1 protein-coding gene is annotated in these 315 nt (G+C 62.5%); it reads right to left on the minus strand.

The window, feature by feature from the left end; genetic code table 11:
- Positions 1–315: PAS domain S-box protein (locus tag KVT32_RS29450; protein ID WP_217619357.1), on the minus strand; the 315-nt coding region annotated here is incomplete at both ends.

Consider the following 315-nt stretch of genomic DNA (forward strand, 5'->3'; position numbering starts at 1 on the left):
ATAGATGGCCCGCTCGCGTACCCGCATCCCCTGTTCGCTCTGCTTGCGCGCCGTGATGTCGAGCCCGGTGCCGAATACGCAGGGCAGGCTGCCGAGGCTGGTGCGCACGCAGTGGAACAGGAAGGTCGTGCGCTTGCCGTGCTTGCCGAGCAGTTCGGCCTCGTGCGAGGAACCGTGCTGGTCGAAGGCGTCCATGATCTTCTGCACGATGGTCGGCCGGTCTTTCTCCGCGAAGAAGCATTCCACTTGACTGGTGGGTATTTCCTCGCTCGACATTTCGAGCGCTTCTTCCAGCTGGTGGTTCCACAGCAGCAG

This window comes from Achromobacter sp. GbtcB20, from assembly GCF_019091095.1.
Taxonomy (GTDB): Bacteria; Pseudomonadota; Gammaproteobacteria; order Burkholderiales; family Burkholderiaceae_B; genus Achromobacter; species Achromobacter mucicolens.